The sequence below is a fragment of the Paraburkholderia sp. A1BS-2L genome, assembly GCF_051125205.1.
Lineage (GTDB): Bacteria > Pseudomonadota > Gammaproteobacteria > Burkholderiales > Burkholderiaceae > Paraburkholderia.
The window spans coordinates 1,487,932-1,502,465 of the sequence record NZ_CP120429.1 but is presented as its reverse complement, the minus strand read 5'-3'; the positions used below and the strand labels follow the sequence as shown (position 1 = coordinate 1,502,465).

Annotated in this window: 19 protein-coding genes; 13 read left to right on the top strand and 6 right to left on the bottom strand. The window is 66.3% G+C overall.

The window, feature by feature from the left end; genetic code table 11:
- Positions 1 to 43: 43 nt before the first annotated feature.
- Positions 44 to 334: a DUF4148 domain-containing protein gene (locus P5W98_RS21535; RefSeq protein ID WP_421026071.1), complete on the bottom strand. Its 291-nt coding sequence runs from the start codon at positions 332 to 334 to the stop codon at positions 44 to 46.
- A 355-nt stretch (positions 335 to 689) separates the two neighbouring features.
- On the opposite strand from P5W98_RS21535, the gene P5W98_RS21530 reads away from it, so the two are divergent.
- Positions 690 to 953, top strand: a complete 264-nt coding sequence (locus tag P5W98_RS21530; RefSeq protein ID WP_421026072.1) for a DUF4148 domain-containing protein — start codon at positions 690 to 692, stop codon at positions 951 to 953.
- A gap of 140 nt (positions 954 to 1,093) precedes the next feature.
- Here the strand turns inward: P5W98_RS21530 and P5W98_RS21525 are convergent, their stop codons facing one another.
- The 3 genes from P5W98_RS21525 to P5W98_RS21515 all read right to left on the bottom strand — a co-directional run bounded on the left by P5W98_RS21525 (position 1,094) and on the right by P5W98_RS21515 (position 2,195).
- Positions 1,094 to 1,636, bottom strand: coding sequence for a hypothetical protein (locus tag P5W98_RS21525; protein ID WP_421026073.1), 543 nt, complete (start codon positions 1,634 to 1,636; stop codon positions 1,094 to 1,096).
- A 140-nt stretch (positions 1,637 to 1,776) separates the two neighbouring features.
- Positions 1,777 to 1,971 carry a YqaE/Pmp3 family membrane protein gene (locus tag P5W98_RS21520; RefSeq protein ID WP_035527789.1) on the bottom strand — a complete coding sequence of 65 codons (195 nt, stop codon included), beginning with the start codon at positions 1,969 to 1,971 and terminating at the stop codon, positions 1,777 to 1,779.
- Positions 1,972 to 2,000: 29 nt separating this feature from the next.
- Positions 2,001 to 2,195: a DUF1653 domain-containing protein gene (locus tag P5W98_RS21515; protein WP_035528235.1), complete on the bottom strand. Its 195-nt coding sequence runs from the start codon at positions 2,193 to 2,195 to the stop codon at positions 2,001 to 2,003.
- A gap of 156 nt (positions 2,196 to 2,351) precedes the next feature.
- Between P5W98_RS21515 and P5W98_RS21510 the strand changes: the two genes are divergently transcribed.
- Positions 2,352 to 2,984: a glutathione binding-like protein gene (locus tag P5W98_RS21510; protein WP_421026074.1), complete on the top strand. Its 633-nt coding sequence runs from the start codon at positions 2,352 to 2,354 to the stop codon at positions 2,982 to 2,984.
- 42 nt (positions 2,985 to 3,026) lie between these two features.
- Here P5W98_RS21510 and P5W98_RS21505 read toward each other — a convergent pair whose 3' ends face one another.
- Positions 3,027 to 3,809 (bottom strand): GntR family transcriptional regulator, encoded by a 783-nt coding sequence (locus P5W98_RS21505; RefSeq protein WP_421026075.1) that lies wholly within the window; start codon positions 3,807 to 3,809, stop codon positions 3,027 to 3,029.
- Between the two features lie 182 nt (positions 3,810 to 3,991).
- Here P5W98_RS21505 and P5W98_RS21500 point away from each other — a divergent pair, with 182 nt between their 5' ends.
- The 7 genes from P5W98_RS21500 to P5W98_RS21470 all read left to right on the top strand — a co-directional run bounded on the left by P5W98_RS21500 (position 3,992) and on the right by P5W98_RS21470 (position 11,014).
- Entirely contained in the window at positions 3,992 to 5,272 is a 1,281-nt protein-coding gene (locus P5W98_RS21500; protein ID WP_421026076.1) for a cyanate transporter, read from the top strand.
- A 241-nt stretch (positions 5,273 to 5,513) separates the two neighbouring features.
- Complete coding sequence (locus tag P5W98_RS21495; protein ID WP_421026077.1) at positions 5,514 to 5,951, top strand: hypothetical protein; 438 nt, start codon at positions 5,514 to 5,516, stop codon at positions 5,949 to 5,951.
- Positions 5,952 to 6,320: 369 nt separating this feature from the next.
- The gene (locus P5W98_RS21490; RefSeq protein ID WP_421026078.1) at positions 6,321 to 7,007 is read left to right on the top strand and encodes an NADPH-dependent FMN reductase; all 687 of its coding nucleotides are present in this window, start codon (positions 6,321 to 6,323) and stop codon (positions 7,005 to 7,007) included.
- A 352-nt stretch (positions 7,008 to 7,359) separates the two neighbouring features.
- Positions 7,360 to 7,644: a transcriptional regulator gene (locus P5W98_RS21485; protein WP_421026079.1), complete on the top strand. Its 285-nt coding sequence runs from the start codon at positions 7,360 to 7,362 to the stop codon at positions 7,642 to 7,644.
- A gap of 64 nt (positions 7,645 to 7,708) precedes the next feature.
- Complete coding sequence (locus tag P5W98_RS21480) at positions 7,709 to 8,641, top strand: ferritin-like domain-containing protein (RefSeq protein WP_421026080.1); 933 nt, start codon at positions 7,709 to 7,711, stop codon at positions 8,639 to 8,641.
- Between the two features lie 41 nt (positions 8,642 to 8,682).
- The gene (iaaH, locus tag P5W98_RS21475; protein WP_421026081.1) at positions 8,683 to 10,137 is read left to right on the top strand and encodes an indoleacetamide hydrolase; all 1,455 of its coding nucleotides are present in this window, start codon (positions 8,683 to 8,685) and stop codon (positions 10,135 to 10,137) included.
- A 73-nt stretch (positions 10,138 to 10,210) separates the two neighbouring features.
- Positions 10,211 to 11,014: a transporter substrate-binding domain-containing protein gene (locus P5W98_RS21470; RefSeq protein ID WP_421026082.1), complete on the top strand. Its 804-nt coding sequence runs from the start codon at positions 10,211 to 10,213 to the stop codon at positions 11,012 to 11,014.
- Between the two features lie 66 nt (positions 11,015 to 11,080).
- On the opposite strand, the gene P5W98_RS21465 is transcribed toward P5W98_RS21470, so the two are convergent.
- A complete protein-coding gene (locus P5W98_RS21465; protein ID WP_421026083.1) occupies positions 11,081 to 11,521 on the bottom strand; it encodes a hypothetical protein in 441 nt (146 codons plus the stop codon).
- Positions 11,522 to 11,656: 135 nt separating this feature from the next.
- Here P5W98_RS21465 and P5W98_RS21460 point away from each other — a divergent pair, with 135 nt between their 5' ends.
- From P5W98_RS21460 to P5W98_RS21445, 4 genes are all read left to right on the top strand, one after another.
- On the top strand, positions 11,657 to 11,791 hold the full coding sequence (locus tag P5W98_RS21460; protein ID WP_421026084.1) for a hypothetical protein: 135 nt from the start codon (positions 11,657 to 11,659) through the stop codon (positions 11,789 to 11,791).
- A gap of 211 nt (positions 11,792 to 12,002) precedes the next feature.
- A complete protein-coding gene (locus tag P5W98_RS21455; RefSeq protein WP_421026085.1) occupies positions 12,003 to 12,284 on the top strand; it encodes a FeoA family protein in 282 nt (93 codons plus the stop codon).
- Positions 12,281 to 14,140, top strand: coding sequence for a ferrous iron transporter B (feoB, locus tag P5W98_RS21450; RefSeq protein WP_421026086.1), 1,860 nt, complete (start codon positions 12,281 to 12,283; stop codon positions 14,138 to 14,140). The genes P5W98_RS21455 and feoB overlap by 4 nt, the downstream gene beginning before the upstream one ends.
- The gene (locus tag P5W98_RS21445) at positions 14,137 to 14,448 is read left to right on the top strand and encodes a DUF6587 family protein (protein ID WP_421026087.1); all 312 of its coding nucleotides are present in this window, start codon (positions 14,137 to 14,139) and stop codon (positions 14,446 to 14,448) included. Before feoB ends, P5W98_RS21445 begins: the two co-directional genes overlap by 4 nt.
- The last annotated feature ends 86 nt before the right edge of the window (positions 14,449 to 14,534 follow it).

The window sequence follows — 14,534 nt, the reverse complement described above, 5'->3', positions numbered from 1 at the left end:
CCGGCGGCGGGTGCCCCGGTGGATAGCGCCCTGGCGGACGGCGTTACTGGCCGCCGAAATACACCGATTGCGAACCCTTGCGAGCCGCCTCGGAAACGTAGCGCGCGCCGGCCATTGACGTGGAGTTGCTCACGCCGCCGTACGCGCTGTCGCCCTCGGCAACGGGCGTGGCTGCGGCTGCCGTAACCATATTCTGATTGCGCTGGGTCTGCTGGAATTCGACGAGTTGGGCGCGCACCTGATCGCGCGTGAGACCCTGGCTGGACTGGGCGAAAGCGGCCAGCGGCGCGGCGCAGGCAGTGGCGATGACAACGGCTTGAATGAGCGACTTCATGACGATTACCTCCGAAATTGTATGAATCGCCTGGGTGCGGGATCGTGTCGTGCAGCGCAGGCGTTGACTGGATTCTAGGCAAGCTCCAGTGCCGGATATAGCGTGATTACGGCGAATTCCAGTTGCAAATTTCGCAATAATCCGGACGCCTGGCGGCTCGAATACGCCTCCAAAGACAGTTTCTGGCCGGCTTCGCGATCGAAATAATCAGACGAATCGTGGCGCGGATTATTTCATCTGGAAGAACACTGAATTCGCTTTATTAGTATTTACCCTTAGTCCAAGAAGCCCTACAGTGCTGCCATGGGTCACGCCATCGTGCGAGCCACTAAAAAAGAACTTGGAGGTCATTGTTATGAATTCGTTTATCAAGGCTGCAGTGTTTGCCGCCATCGCCGCTGTTCCGGTACTTTCGTTCGCTCAAGCGCAGCAACAGCAACCCGTCACGCGTGCAGAAGTCCGCGCCGAACTCGCCCAGCTGCGCGCAGCAGGCTACGATCCGAGCGACTGGATGCACTATCCGCAAAACATTCAGGCAGCAGAAGCGCGCATTGCCGCCGAGAAGTCCAATACGGCTTACGGTCCGTCGACGACCGGCACTTCGCAATCGGGTCAGTAATTCCCACACGGTTGCCCTGCGTTTTCCCCCGCCAGGCAGCGCCGAAATGAATAAGGCCCGCCGCTCGTGAGAGCGGCGGGCCTGATTGTTTTTACCATTGCTGTATCGGCGCGATGCTCCTGCCAGATCAGCCGTGACGGTCAGTGACGGCTTTCGTGGATTTCTCCATCGCCGTTACCGTTGCCAGTGCGGCCACTGCTCCACGACCCGCCACGGCCTCCGCCACCGCCACGCGAGCTATTCGCGTCGCCGCCGCGGCCACCGCCGCCTCGCCAGCCGCCCGAGTCGCCACCGCGACCGCCGCCGGACCAGCCGTTCGAATCGCCACCTCGGCCACCGCCGTGCCAGCCATTCGAATCGCCGCCACGGTTGCCGCCGCCGCGCCAGCCGTTCGAATCGCCACCGCGATCGCCGCCATGCCAGCTGCGCGAATCGCCGGTGGGCCGGCCCCACCATCCGCCACGACCGCTGTCGTTCCAGCCACGACGATCGTAATCGCGATCGCGATAACTATCCCCGCCGCCCCAGATGCCGACATTCATGCCGCCGTAAACCGGCTGGCCATAGCCCGGCGCGTAGCCGTAATTGTCATAACCGGGTTGACCGTAACCGTAGTCGTAACCCGGCGCCACACACCCTGCGAGCAGGGCGACAGCGCCAGCCATCAGCGCATACTTGAACATGACGAAGCTCCTCCTTTCCGTCTGTAAGAAAGTGGCGCTCGTCTTAGGTTCTCGCCGAATTGTGAGCATGAGTTAAGAATGTAACCGCACGGCCGGCCGCATTCCCCTAATCCACCATCCATCCACTTCATGATTTGTATTTAATTGCGGCGACCCAGCGCAGCGTCGATCTTCTGATCGGTCTTGAATTGGCTGAGCGAGTACACGGCCCAGATGGCGGCGGGAATCCAGCCGATCAACGTGCATTGCAGGATCAGGCAGATGATGCCGGCGATCGGCCGGCCAATCGTGAAGAACAGCAACCAGGGCAAAACGAGTGCAATCAATAGACGCATTGCGAGACGAGCCTCGTAAGTAAAAAGCGTTAGTTGACAGGGGCGAATCGCGGCACGAGCGCGCCTTCGAATTCGACCTGTTCGAAGAAAACGGAGGCGGGCCGTGTCCAGATCGTGCCGTTCGCTGCCCGGTACACGATCATCGTGACCGATGGATCGGATTCGAGCGTCGCCTCGCAAACCAGTTCGTAGATGCCACCCTTGTAGTGCCGATAACGCACCATTTTCTTTTCCTCGTCGATCGCGCCGATCGCGCAAACGCGTAGTTTAACAACGGATCGGACGGCTCCCCCAGGGCGCGCTGGCTTGCGCCGGCGTGCCGCAGATCAGCGCCACGCCGGCCACCGCCGTCGCGCGCAACGCTGCCACGGAGGATGACGATGGAACTGTACTTTTCCCCGCTCGCGTGCTCGCTCGCCACGCGCATCGCGCTCTATGAAGCGAACGCAACCGCCCGCTTCATTCAAGTCGATACGCAGTCCAAACGCATGGCGGAGGGCGGCGACTTTTACGCCGTCACCGCGCTCGGCCAGGTGCCGGTGCTGCGCGAGGACGACGGCTGGACGCTGACCGAGAACACCGCCGTGCTGCCGTGGGTCGCCGACCGCTTTCCGCAGGCACAGCTCGCGCCGCCCGCCGGCACGCGCGAGCGTGCGCGCATGCAGGAATGGCTCGGCTTTATCGGTACGGAGCTGCACAAGGCCGTGTTCGTGCCGCTGCTGGGGCAAGGTGTGGAAGAACCGGTGAAGCGCTATGCGCGCGACAAGGTGGAGCGGCGCTTCGCACGGCTCGAAGCGCATCTGACGGGGCGCGCGTATTTGCTCGATGCGTTCAGCGTCGCCGACGCCTATCTCGTTACCGTACTCAACTGGGCGCCGTATGCCGGCATCGATCTCGCGCACTGGCCCGCCGTTGCCGATTACGCGCGGCGCATGCGCGAGCGCCCGGCGGTCGCGCGCGCCATGGCCGAAGAACTCGAATTTTTCCGGCGCGAACGCGAAAAGCAGAAGTAGCCGGCAAGCAGGGGCAAGGCGTTCGCCGGTGCGCGCCGGCGCTCAAGTTGCGAAATCGGCGAACACGGCTTTCAGATCGCGGCGCGCCCGCGCCTGGCGCACCACGCGCTCCTCGATTTCGGCAAGGTGCTCGCGCAGGGTCGTGAGCGCCGCCGCTTGGTCGCCGGCCTCCAGCGCTGCGATGATCTGCCCGTGCTCGTCGGGCGCGCATGAGGTGGCCTTCGACGGATCGAAAAGCGCCTTGTAGAGCTCCGTGCGCGCGACGAGTTGCGCGAGCGCCGCCACCAGCGACGCGCCGCCCGCAAGCTCGGTCAGGATCAGATGGAACTGGCCTGCGAGGCGCACCGCTTCGTCCACGCGGCCCTCGCGCAGCGCCTTCTTCTCGCTGCGCACGTGCGCGGCGAGCTTGCGGCGCATGCCCGCGTCGAGCGCGCCGCACAGCGTCACAGCCACGCCCGCCTCCACCACCTGGCGCGCGCGGTAGGTGGCGCGGATATCTTCCTCGGACGGCGACGGCACGAATGCGCCGCGATTGGGTTCGAGCACGAGCTTGCCTTCGAAACCGAGGCGTGCAAGCACCTTGCGCAGCGCGCCGCGCGTGCAGCCGAACGCCGCCGCGAGCTCGCGCTCCACGAGCTGCTGGCCCGGCGCGAGCTTGCCTTGCAGCAGCGCCGAGTTGATGGAGGCGTAGACGAGTGCTTCGACGTCGTCGGCACTTTCGCCTGGAGCGGGCTCGGCAGGTTTGCCGGCCGCTTCGTCGAGGTGAGCAGCGTGAGGCGGCTCGCCCGCGCGGATGGATCGTGCAGACCGTGTTGTAGAAGCCATGTGAAATCGCGCATGCGAACGGAATCAGGCGGCATTGTAGCGACGCGCATCCACCGATGAAATACGCAGTGCGCGCGCCGCCACGAATTCTCGCGCTATACCCGGCATAGCAGCAGCCGGCATCATTGTCGACAATCATTTTGTATAATGGTTAACCAAAAGTTGCAATTAAGGTTGACCCGATGAGCACGACTTCAGACCCTTTTGACTCTTGCCAGCGCGCCACGGCCGTCGTGTCGGCGCGCACGAGTGCGCTCGTCTGGTACGCCGCCATCGTCGCCATCGGGTTGAACCTGCGGCCGCTGCTCACGTCGATCAGTCCGCTCATGGCGACCATCCGCGATGCCACCGGCCTGTCGTTCTACGGCGCCTCGCTGCTCACGAGCCTGCCCGTAGTCGCGATGGGACTGGGCGCATTCGGCACCGGCATGCTCGCGCGGCGCCTGGGCGAGACCCGCGGCGTGGCGCTCGGCCTCGTCACAATCGCGGCGGCCTGTGCCGCGCGCGCGTTCGCCTCGACGGGCGGCACGCTCATGCTCACGGCCACTGCGGCCGGCGCAGGTGTCGCGGCCATTCAGGCGCTGCTGCCCGCCGTGATGAAGCAGCGCTTCGCACACCGCGTGCCGCTCGCGATGGGGCTCTTTTCGGCATCGATCATGGGCGGCGGCGGCCTTGGCGCGAGTCTGAGCCCGCTGGCCGTGCACCTTGGCGGCTCGTGGCACACGGGGCTCGCCATCTGGGCGCTGCCCGCGCTCGCCGCGCTCGCGCTGTGGGTCGGGCTCAACCGCGGCGCGCAAACCCGCACCAGGCAGGCAGCCCATCCCGGCACAAGCGCGGCCGCCGCCAGCGCCCACGTGCCGGTCTGGCGCAAGCGCCGCGCGTGGACGCTCGGCCTGCACTTCGGCCTCGTGAACGGCGGCTATACGAGCCTCGTGGCCTGGCTGCCCGCCTACTATCAGCAACACGGTGCGAGCGTGGCGGCCAGCGGCTCGCTGCTCGCCGCCATGACCGTCTTCCAGGCCGTCTGCGCGCTGCTGCTGCCGCTTGCGGCAGCCCGCTTCGCGGACCGCCGCCCCTGGCTCATCGCCGGGCTCGCCGCGCAACTGATCGGCATCATCGGCCTCACGGCCTGGCCCGAGGCCGCACCGGTCCTGTGGGTCGCATTCGCGGGTGCGGGGCTCGGGGGCACCTTCTCGGTCTCGCTCGTGACCGCGCTCGACCACTCGGGCGACCACCGCATCGCCGCCAGCCTCGTCGCGTTCGTGCAGGGGCTCGGCTTCGTGATCGCGGCGATCGCGCCAGTCGTGGCCGGCCGCGTGCGCGACCTCACCGGCGGCTTCACGGGCGCATGGATCATGCTCGCGATTTCCATCTCCGCGATGATCGTGCTCACGCTCGCTTTCTCGCCGCACAGCTATGGCCATTGGCTCGGCCGGCATGGCCGCGCCACGCCCGAGGCCTGAGCCGAGACGCTCGCACATCGGTTACCGCATCGACGCCACCCGGACGCAATCCCGGCGCAACATCCACGCAACATTGGTGTGGGATGCTCCGTCAAACGTTTGCATTCACCTCTGTACGAATGTACAGTGCGTGCAGCCGGCCTTCCGCGCCGCGCCCTCCCCTCGGGCGGGCGCGCCAGTCTCGCATCGCGCGAGGCCGATGTGGCAAGGCGGGCCGGCTCACCGATACGGAGATCACGACGTGCGATTCATCTTGACGGGGACCTTGCTGTGCGTCCTCGCATCCACCGCGCTCGCTGGGGAACATTACACCGAGGTCTGGAATCCGCCCGAGGCGCGTCAGCCCGAGGCACGCCTGCCCGGCGCGCATCCGTCCACACCCGACAAGAAGGCGCACGCGCACCACGGCACGAAGCACAAGCTCGCCAGCACCGGCAGGCTCGATACGCGCAAGATCGCCGAGCCCGCAGTGCGCGCTTCGGCGGCTACCGTGCCGATGCTGCCCAACAACGCTGCGCCCAACGGCTCGAAGTCGAACCGCGACCGCGTGCCCTTCATCCCACCCCAGATCGGTCCCGACGGCAACGTTCTGCAAGTGAGCTATGCCGCGCCCGCGCGCCGTGCACAAAGCCCGCTCGCGCCCTTGTCCATCGCTCCGTCCGCCGCTGGCGCGCGCTGAGCGCCGCCGTCCCAGAGCCTGCTCGCCGGGTAAATCCGCAGATAAAAAAGAGCCCCGTCACCTTGCGGTGCGGGGCCGAATCCCATGTCAAGGAGATGCTCATGTGCTCCGCATGGGGCCAGCGCTTTGCATGGGACCAGAGTAAGTGCCAAAGCGCCAAGTCCCATCGACAGGAGACCGTTCCATCCTCGCAGTTCTCCTGAAGCGCACCAACCAATGCTTTCAGCTATGCATATCGCGAGTGGCATGCACAGCCACCCCGCCTCGTGGGCATATCCTTAGAAAAAAAAGTCGTTTCGCGCCACGCGGCGTGCTCACTAAGATGGCGCTTTGGGCCTCGACCCCGGCCATGAATCCCAGGAGCACCCCTTGAGCATCCCCGATTCCAGACACCGCCCGCTCGTCGTTGGCATTGGCGGCACGACGCGCGAAGCGTCGTCGACCGAGCGCGCGCTCGCCTTCGCGCTGCGCGGCGCGGAGCAGGCCGGCGCGCGCACGCGGCTGTTCGGCGGCACCTTCTTGCACAGCCTGCCTCATTACGCCCCCGAAAACGCCACGCTCACCGACGCCCAGCGCGAACTGATCGACGCCGTGCGCGCGGCGGACGCCGTCATCATCGGCACGCCCGGCTATCACGGCGGCGTTTCGGGCCTCGTGAAGAACGCGCTCGACACGCTCGAGGAACTGCGCGCCGACGCCCGCCCCTATCTCGACGGCCGCGCCGTGGGCTGCATCGTGACCGCCTATGGCTGGCAAGCCGCGGGCTCGGTGCTCACCTCGCTGCGCTCGATCGTGCATGCGCTGCGCGGCTGGCCGACGCCATTCGGCGCCGGCATCAACACGCTGGAGACGCGCTTCGACAGCGCCCATCAATGCTCAGACGAGAAAGTCGTCGATCAGCTTTTCATGGTCGGCCAGCAAGCCGCACAGTTCGCGCTCGCATTCGGGATTGTGTCCGACACGCAGCGCGCGGCCTCGCAGGCCGGCGCCACACGCGCGATCGCAGCGGGTGCCGGCGCGGCGCGCAATGAAGACCGCCTGAGCGTCGCCGTTTGATGCGTTTCCGGCGTGCCATGCGCGCGCCGCGGCGCCTTCCGCACGCGTCCCGATCCCCCCGTGTTTCACCACGCTGCGCGATTTGCGCGCTAGCGCACACAGGCATGCGCGTTGCGTCATCCAGACCACAGACGCCCCGCGCTGCACGGGCCACATTGAATGCATCCCGTAATCTCGCCTCATCCGGATCAACCTGCTGACCGTTCCCGGCCACCCGTGATTAGCTTGCGACGAATGAGTGGTTCCAGGTGCGCACCGTAGCCCCTACGCTTCCCCCGTACCGGCATACGAGCAACGAGGCGCCCATGCGTAACACGCACCCAGGCAGGAGTACCCGCAGGATCCAGAAGCCATGAACGCACCTATCCGTTACAAGGGCTACGAAGTCGCGCCGAGCGCCCAGCGGCTTCCCAACGGCCTGTACGCCGCCAATCTCACGATCGGCCCGCTTGCAGCCACCCAAACGCCATCGCAAACCGCGACGGCATCCGGCACCGAGGCAAGTCCATCGGAAACGCTGCGCAGCGCACTCGTTTCGTTCGACGCGCTCGACTACTTTTTCGACGAACGCCACGCACTCGCCTACGCATGCCGCTGGGCACGCATGTGGATCGACGAGCAGCGACGCTGCGCGTGAGGTCTCCCCATCCCTTACAGATATGACAGAATAGGAGCCAAATCACCGCCATCCATTACGCTCAATGTCCGACACCCTGACGCATGCAGCCGAAGGCGCTAACGACGAAGACAGCGCCCTCGCCGTCCAGGACGCCGCGCTGCGGCACTGGACTCATGCCACGCCAGGGCCGATCCGGATCGGATCGGATGAGCACCGGACGATGTTCTGCCGGATGCTGCTGGACACGCACGATCCCTATCGCCCGGCCGTGCTCGACTGGCCGACGCTCGAGCCTGACGCGCTGCGGCGCCTGACTTCGCTGCCGATCTGGGACATTGCGGTGCAGACCGAAGGCCGCGCGTCGATCCGCGTGAAAACCTATGCGGCCACCGTGAGCGATCCGCTCCTGCGCGCGGCCATCGAGATGGACGGCGACGAGGAAGCGCGCCACAAAGTCGTGCTCTCGCATCTCGTCGAGGCCTATGGCATCGCCCTCGCGCCCGAACCGGGCTATCCGCCGCCGCAAGACCCCGAGTGGGCGTGGATGTTCACGGGCTACAGCGAATGCATCGACAGCTTCTTCGCATTCGGCCTGTTCCGCTCCGCGCAGCGCTCGGGATTTTTCCCTGCCTCGCTAGTCGAAACCTTCGAGCCCGTGATCCAGGAAGAAGCGCGCCATATTCTTTTTTTCGTGAACTGGGTGGCGTGGTATCGCAAGAATTTGCCATGGTGGCGCCGGCCCTGGCACTCGCTGAAAGTCGGGGCAATCTGGGTCAAACTGGTATGGGATCGCGTGGCGATTGCGCGGGGCATCGATGCCGAAGGCGTTGCGCACGACTCGAACTTCCTGCCCGCCAACCGCGAGGTGCTGGGCGACTCGCTCAAGCCGCGCGAGATGATCGAACTGTGTCTGCGTGAAGACCAGCAGCGCATGAGCGGCTACGATTCGCGCCTCTTGCGCCCGACGCTCGTTCCCGCGCTCGCCCGCCTCGCGCTGCGCTTCATGAAGCCATAGCGGGCGCCGCCACCTGCACGGCCGCACGCGGAGGAAACCGCATGACCTGGACTGTCGACCAGCAACTGGAACTGAGCGCGACGCAAGCCGTCGCGGCCATTCGCGAAGGGCGGGTCAAAGCGACCGACTACGCCGCAACCTTGCTCGCGCGCGCACAGGCGCTGGAAAACCTCAACGCGCTCACGACGCTCGACGTGGAAGGCGCGCTCGCCGCCGCACAGCGCATCGACGGGCTCGGACCGAATGAACGCGCGCACCTGCCGCTGGCCGGGCTGCCCGTGGTCGTGAAGGACAACATCAATACGCGCGGCCTGCAAACCTCCGCGGGCACGCCCGCGCTCGAAGGCTTCCTGCCCGCGCGCCACGCGCCCTCGGTGCAGCGGCTCGTGGATGCGGGCGCGATCGTGCTCGGCAAGGCCAACATGCACGAGCTCGCGTTCGGCATCACCAGCACCAATCTCGCACCGCATGCGGGCCCCGTGCGCAATCCCTGGGATCCCGAACGAATCCCCGGCGGCTCGTCGGGCGGCACGGCCGCCGCCATCGCGGCGCGCATCGTGCCGGCCGGGCTCGGCACCGACACCGGCGGCTCCACGCGCATCCCCGCCGCGCTGTGCGGCATCGTCGGCTTGCGTCCGAGCGTGGGCGACGGCGGCACGCAGCGCCGCTACCACGACCCGCATGCCGTCGTGCCGATCAGCCGCACGCGCGACACGGTCGGGCCGATGGCGCGCACCGTCGCCGACGTCGCGCTCATCGACGGCGTGATCACCGGGCACGGCCCGCTCGCCCGAGCCGCCGTGACGAACCTGCGCGTGGGCTTGCCCGCGCCGTTCTGGTCGGGCCTGGAAGCCGCGACCGAGCGCGTCGCGCGCGCGGCGCTCGCGAAACTCGAAGCGGCTGGCGTAACGCTCGTGCCCGTGGAAATGAGCGAAATTTTCGCGCTCAACGACCGCGTGAGCATGGCCATCGCGCTGCATGAACCGATTGAAGACCTGCAAGCGTGGCTCGACGCAAACCACCCGGGCGCGCGGACCGTCGCGGACGTAGCGGCGCGCATCGCGAGCCCGGACGTGCGCGCGGCCTACGACGCCATCCTCGCCGACGCGCGCGGCAGCGACTACCCCACGGCGATGACGCTCTGGCGTCCGCGGCTGCAGCAGCTCTATGCGCAGACCTTCGCCGCCAGCGGCCTCGATGCGCTGGTGTTTCCAACGACGCGGCTCGCGGCCGTGCAGATCGACGAGATGAACGGATCGTCGAGCGTGTCGATCGACGGCGGCGCGCCCATTGACGAACTGGAGGCATATCTGCGCAATACCGATCCCGCGAGCAACGCGGGCATTCCCGGTCTGGCGCTGCCTGCGGGGCTCACCGATGCGCGCCTGCCAGTCGGCCTCGAGCTCGACGGCCCAACCGGCAGCGACCGCCGGCTGCTCGCGATCGGGCTCGCCTTCGAAGAGATTTTGGGGACGCTGCCGGCACCGGAAATTTGACGCGGTAATATGCCTTCGCGCGGCATCGCGCACTCCACCGCAGTCCTCAATTCGAAAAAACAGGAGACGTGCCATGAAGCTATCGAAGCTCCTTCTTACCAGCGTGCTTGCCGCATCGGCTCTCGGCCTCACCGCCGTTGCCGCTCATGCGGAAGATCTGCTGGACAGCGTGAAACAAGCCGGCGTGCTCAAGATCGGCCTCGAAGGCACGTATCCCCCGTTCGACTCGCGCGACAGCAAGGGCGAGCTGGTGGGCTTCGACGTCGACGTCGCGAAGGCGGTGGCGGCCAAGCTCGGCGTGAAGCCGGAATTCATTCCGACCGAATGGAGCGGCATTATCGCGGCGCTGCAAGCCGGAAAATTCGACGTGATCGTCAATCAGGTGACCATCACGCCGCAGCGCCAGCAGGCGCTCGACTTCAGCCAGCCCTATACCTATTCCGCGGCCCAGTTGATCCAGCGCGCCGACGACAAGCGCGAATTCAAGTCGCTCGACGAGTTCAAGGGCGACAAGAAACTCGGCGTCACGCTCGGCACGAACTATGACCAGATGGCGCGCGCCGTGCAGGGCATCAATGTGCAAACCTATCCGGGCGCGCCGGAAAAGCTCCGCGATCTGGCCGCCAAGCGCATCGACGCCACCATCGACGATCGCTTGATGCTGCCGTACATCATCAAGACTTCGCAGTTGCCGCTACGTCCGGGCGCAGTGCTCAAGGGCGCCAATCAGGAGATGGGCATCCCGTTCCGCAAGGGCAATCCCAAGTTCGAGAAAGCGCTCAACGATGCGCTCACTTCGCTGAAGCAGGACGGCACGCTCAAGAAGATCTCGGAGCACTGGTTCGGCTCCGATGTCACCGTGCCGGTCGCACAGTAATCGCCTGAGCGGCGGTTGCGCGCGCCGCGACCAAACCGAAAGACAACGATGGCGGCGCGCGCGTGATCAGTGGTAGGTCGTCTTCGTCGCTTGCAGCTTCGTTAGCGTGCCGTTCTTGAGCCGGAACCAGCCTTCCGGGCTCTGCATCACCGCTTCGTCGGGCTGCCAGAACACGCGCTTGACCGTCATGCGCACGTTCGCGCGCTGCACGAGCGGCGGATTGCGGTGCAGGTCGTACACCACCGGGCCGTAAGCCGTCTGCACGAGCGTGCGCGTGATCGTGCCGTTCGCACCGACCTCGTCGAAGTGCGTAAGCGTCTTCGCGTCGAAGCGATCGAATTTTTCCCTGTTGAGCATCGACACGAAATCGCGATCGTCGCGCACGAATTGCAGCTCGCCCGACGGCGTGGCGAATGGCCCGGACGCAGTGCTTTGCGCGTGCGCGCCAGTGACGAGCGAGGCGGTGGCGAGAGCGGCCGCGAGCGCGGCGAGTAACAGTCGTTTCATTGTGCTTTCCAGATCGAGCAGCGGCGCCAGCGATGGAGCCACTCATGAATATTCCCGCGCAGCATTCTCGCCAATTTCAGGCATTACGTCGACTCACCCGAATGTGCCGGACGCTGCGGGTTCAGGATGCTGGCGTTGCAAGTCCCGAACGGCGCGCAGTTCCACGACGCGTTCGTCGGCGACAAGGCAATCACCGGCACACTGCACTTGAATCCGCCCAACAGTAGGCCCAAGGTCCGCATGGACCGGATGACCGGCTCGAAGCTCTGAACGCGCTAAAGAGGCACTGAAGACGCACCGAGGGCTGGGGGGCTTCGATGCGGCAAATCGGCACACTAAGCCGCCCGGCTCCCGCTCCGGCGCCGGATCCCCCGCTCCGCGCGGCTTTCGCGCCGATAGCAGCCTGCCCGGCTGCGCCCCCAAGCAGCCGCATCGCCGTTACAATGAGAACCGTTCTCATTTCAATACGACAGAATTCTCCATGCGGTTGACCGACCTGCCCAAGAACGCCGCTGCATGCGTCGAGTGCGTCGAGGATGTCTCGGCACGCGACCCGATCGCCCAGCGCCTGCGCGAGCTCGGCTTCGTGGCCGGCGAGCCCGTGCGCGTGGTGGCGCGCGCGCCGTGGGGCGCCGACCCGTTACTCGTGCAGATCGGCTCGACGCGCTTCGCACTGCGCCGTGCGGAGGCGCAACGCGTGAGCGTGAACCTGAACGCCAGCGCGGGAGCAACCGCTGACGGCGCTCACGGAGCCGCCGCATGAGCCAGGCACCGTTGCGCATCGCCCTCGTCGGCAATCCCAATTGCGGCAAGACCGCGCTTTTCAATCTGCTCACGGGCGCGCGCCAGAAGGTGGCGAACTACGCGGGCGTGACCGTCGAGCGCAAGGAAGGCCGCTTTGCCACGCCGGGCGGCCGCCATATCCAGGTGCTCGACTTGCCCGGCGCCTATAGTTTCGAATCGACCAGCCCCGACGAGCGCGTCACCCGCGACGTGCTGCTCGGCCGCTATCCGGGCGAGGCCACGCCCGACCTGATCGTCTGCGTGGCCGACGCCACCAACCTGCGCCTGCATTTGCGCTTCGTGCTCGAAGTCAAACGCATGGACCGTCCGGTCGTGCTGGCGCTCAACATGATGGACGCTGCGCGACGCCGTGGCGTGGTAGTCGATGTCGCCGCGCTCTCGCGCGAACTCGGCATGCCCGTGGTCGAAACCGTGGCCGTGCGGCGCGGCGGGGCGCACGGGCTCATCGAGCTGATCGAACGCGTGGGCAACGATGCGACGCCCGCTTCACCCGAACACAGCACGAACGACGACGTCGATGCGCGCGCCGATGTGCACACCACGGTCCGGCGCATTCTCGCCGCGACCGTGACCATGCCGCGCGCCACCGATGCGCGCGACGACGCCATCGACCGCTTCGCCCTGCATCCCGTGCTGGGCCCGCTGATTCTCGCGGTGGTGATGTTCCTCGTGTTTCAGGCTGTGTATTCGCTGGGCAAGCCGCTCACCGACGCCATCGGCGACGGCTTCGGCTGGCTGGGCGCCGCCGCAGGCGCGGCACTGCCCGACGGCCCGCTGCGCAGCCTCGTCACCGATGCGCTGTTCGGCGGAGTGGGCACCGTGCTCGGCTTTTTGCCCGAAATTCTGGTGCTGTTCTTCTTCATCCTCGTGCTGGAGGAATCGGGCTACCTGCCGCGCGCGGCCTTCCTGCTCGATCGCCTGATGGTCTCCGTGGGCTTGACGGGCCGCTCGTTCATTCCCTTGCTATCGAGCTTCGCGTGCGCGATTCCTGGCGTGATGGGCACGCGCAGCATCTCCGATCCCCGCGACCGGTTCGCCACAATACTCGTCGCGCCGCTCATGACATGCTCGGCGCGGCTGCCCGTCTACGCGCTGCTTATCGGCGCGTTCATTCCGCACCGGCTGATACTCGGCGTATTCAACCTGCAGGGGCTCGTGCTGTTCGCGCTGTACGCGGCCGGCATCGTGGGCGCGATGGCGGTGGGCTGGGTCATGAAGAAGCTGCGCCGCGACCATGGCGAGCAGGCGCTGCTGATGGAGTTGCCTTCGTACCGCCTGCCGCGCGCACGCGACATCGCCATCGGCTTGTGGGAACGCGGCGCGATCTTTCTGAAGCGGCTGACCGGCATCATCCTCGCGCTGACCGTGCTGATGTGGTTCATCTCCACGTTCCCCTCGCCGCCCGAAGGCGCGACGCTGCCCGCCATCGACTACACGATCGCCGGCTATCTGGGCAACGCGCTGCAATGGCCGTTCGCACCGCTCGGCTTCAACTGGCAGATGAGCCTCGCGCTCATTCCCGCGTTCGCCGCACGCGAAACGGCGGTGGCCGCCCTCGCGACAGTCTATTCAGTGGCGAGCGGCGACGGCGACATTGCCGCGCTCGGCCACACGCTCGCGCAAAACTTTTCGGTGGCCAGCGCGCTTTCGCTGATGGTGTGGTTCGCGTTCGCGCCGCAGTGCATGTCGACGCTCGCCGTGATCCGCCGCGAAACGCGTTCGTGGCGCGCGGTGGCGATCTCGTTCAGCTATATGTTCGTGGTGGCTTATATAGCCTCGTTCATCACCTACCAGATCGCGAGCCGTTTCCTGTGAGCACGAGTCTCGTTCTTCAATATGCGGTTATCGCGCTGCTGGTGGCAGCGAGTCTCTGGACCGCGCTGCGCAAGCTCGCGCCGAAGACGACCACGCGCTGGCAAGCCGCCGCCGCGGCGGCGCTGCTGCGCCCTCAACGCGGTGCATTCGCGCAGCGCATGGGGCGCTTCGTGCAGCCCAAAGGCGCCACCGGCCATTGCGGCGACGGCTGCGACACCTGCGGAACGTGCGGGCCCGCCGACCCAACTTCGCGCGCCGGCGCGGCATCGCGCGAACAACCCGTCACGTTTCACCCGCGCCGTAAATAAACCCGCCACACTGCATCGGCTACACTCGCGGCAGCAAGGCGAGCCCGCGCGAGCGCATCGCGCGGCCCATTTCCGAATTGCCTCAT

Excerpts from the sequence above, each read along its gene's own strand:
- P5W98_RS21535 (WP_421026071.1), bottom strand. The coding sequence starts at position 334 with ATGAAGTCGCTCATTCAAGCCGTTGTCATCGCCACTGCCTGCGCCGCG.
- P5W98_RS21520 (WP_035527789.1), bottom strand. The coding sequence starts at position 1,971 with ATGCGTCTATTGATTGCACTCGTTTTGCCCTGGTTGCTGTTCTTCACG.
- P5W98_RS21455 (WP_421026085.1), top strand. The coding sequence starts at position 12,003 with ATGCGGTTGACCGACCTGCCCAAGAACGCCGCTGCATGCGTCGAGTGC.
- P5W98_RS21525 (WP_421026073.1), bottom strand. The coding sequence starts at position 1,636 with ATGTTCAAGTATGCGCTGATGGCTGGCGCTGTCGCCCTGCTCGCAGGG.
- P5W98_RS21515 (WP_035528235.1), bottom strand. The coding sequence starts at position 2,195 with ATGGTGCGTTATCGGCACTACAAGGGTGGCATCTACGAACTGGTTTGC.
- P5W98_RS21500 (WP_421026076.1), top strand. The coding sequence starts at position 3,992 with ATGAGCACGACTTCAGACCCTTTTGACTCTTGCCAGCGCGCCACGGCC.
- P5W98_RS21465 (WP_421026083.1), bottom strand. The coding sequence starts at position 11,521 with ATGAAACGACTGTTACTCGCCGCGCTCGCGGCCGCTCTCGCCACCGCC.
- iaaH (WP_421026081.1), top strand. The coding sequence starts at position 8,683 with ATGACCTGGACTGTCGACCAGCAACTGGAACTGAGCGCGACGCAAGCC.
- P5W98_RS21485 (WP_421026079.1), top strand. The coding sequence starts at position 7,360 with ATGAACGCACCTATCCGTTACAAGGGCTACGAAGTCGCGCCGAGCGCC.
- P5W98_RS21505 (WP_421026075.1), bottom strand. The coding sequence starts at position 3,809 with ATGGCTTCTACAACACGGTCTGCACGATCCATCCGCGCGGGCGAGCCG.
- P5W98_RS21470 (WP_421026082.1), top strand. The coding sequence starts at position 10,211 with ATGAAGCTATCGAAGCTCCTTCTTACCAGCGTGCTTGCCGCATCGGCT.
- P5W98_RS21510 (WP_421026074.1), top strand. The coding sequence starts at position 2,352 with ATGGAACTGTACTTTTCCCCGCTCGCGTGCTCGCTCGCCACGCGCATC.
- P5W98_RS21480 (WP_421026080.1), top strand. The coding sequence starts at position 7,709 with ATGTCCGACACCCTGACGCATGCAGCCGAAGGCGCTAACGACGAAGAC.
- feoB (WP_421026086.1), top strand. The coding sequence starts at position 12,281 with ATGAGCCAGGCACCGTTGCGCATCGCCCTCGTCGGCAATCCCAATTGC.
- P5W98_RS21530 (WP_421026072.1), top strand. The coding sequence starts at position 690 with ATGAATTCGTTTATCAAGGCTGCAGTGTTTGCCGCCATCGCCGCTGTT.